1 protein-coding gene is annotated in these 1,346 nt (G+C 53.9%); it reads right to left on the bottom strand.

Features of this window, described 5'->3' with window-relative positions:
• Positions 1–342 precede the first annotated feature (342 nt).
• Complete coding sequence (locus KG088_RS18605; protein ID WP_213827990.1) at positions 343–543, bottom strand: transposase; 201 nt, start codon at positions 541–543, stop codon at positions 343–345.
• Between the last annotated feature and the right edge of the window lie 803 nt (positions 544–1,346).

Raw genomic sequence — 1,346 nt, 5'->3', positions numbered from 1 at the left:
TCGGCTTAGCATGGCGCGATCTCTTGACGGTTTGGTCACCAACAAGGAAAGGTCATGCGGGTCGGGGGGACAATCTGCTTTGATGATTTATGGACTTATAGCGCCGGCGTCGACAGCGTCGCCAGAGACACACCCTGACGATCCGTCAGCAGGGGCGTTTGGTGCCCACTTGCCTCGGTCTGTCGGGTTAGGGCCGATGGCCGAGCCCCTCTTTTTGCCGGGAGAGAGGCACTATCCATACAGGCCCGCGCCAAGTCGAGTTGATCGGCGTGGTGTGGTATAGGTGCTCCGGTAGCGTCTGATGCAAACGCCCAGACGCCCGCTTCGTGCCAGTCGCGCAGTCTACGTCAGCAGGTCACGCCCGACCACATCCTGGGGGAGCATCTCCCAAGGGATAACCGAGCGTAGGATAAACAGGATGCCCGTCAGGGCGGTGGCACGATTGGAAACGGGAGGCCGGCCACCCCGTGGCTTGGGCGTCGGCGGTGGCAGCAATGGCGCGACAATGGACCAGAGTTCATCGGATACGATCTTCTTAGCCATACCGCAATCCTAGGGGCTGCCAACAAAATCACTTTTTCGCAGAATGTTCATTAATAGATAGGGGGGGGGTACTGCACCGCCAGCCAGGCCCCAAAATCATTTTCTGGGGCGGAACCGTCCCAAGCGCAAAAGCACCTTCGACACCACCTCTCCTGGGAGGCTCGAGCGTGACAAAAAATGATTTTGTCACGTTCAACCACCCTCCCCTCTCCTCCAAAATCATTTTTGGCGACGACCACACGGGTGTCAGTGCGATGGCTGATCGCACCAGTAGCAAAACGACCTCCCAACACAAAACGGCCTTACTGACTCAGCTATAATCGCGGCGATGGCAGCTTAAGCCAAAATAAGGCCAAATTTTGGATTCATACATTTGTGGGCATCCCCCTACGGCTTCAAAGTTGAAGTCAGGAAATCAAAAGAGAGACAACTACGAATGCTCTCAATCTTTTTTCAGTTCATTTGTGATTATTTTATCAAATCGACTTGACCTATAGTGTGTCTGTTGAATATCATGTAATCACAACGTGCGAAGACGGAAAGATTAAACGAAGCATCAAACGTTTTTTGTTATTGTCTCTCACGTTATATTGTAAAGATCCTCACGTTCTCCGCCACGCTGGCGGCTTAGAGAATCAAGTAGCCACAACCCGACAGCATGGATGCTGCCACTACCCTCCTTCGGGAGGATTGTTTACCGCCACATTGGCGGCTTTGAATGAGACAGTACCGGCTCCCTGGAGTCACGTTGACCGCCTATAGGCGGATGATGCAAGACACGGCACGGATGCCGTGACGGCCCG

The sequence above is a fragment of the Halomonas jincaotanensis genome, from assembly GCF_018448785.1.
GTDB lineage: Bacteria > Pseudomonadota > Gammaproteobacteria > Pseudomonadales > Halomonadaceae > Halomonas > Halomonas jincaotanensis.
Note: the sequence above shows the minus strand (reverse complement) of the source record. Positions and strands in the feature narration are given on the sequence as shown.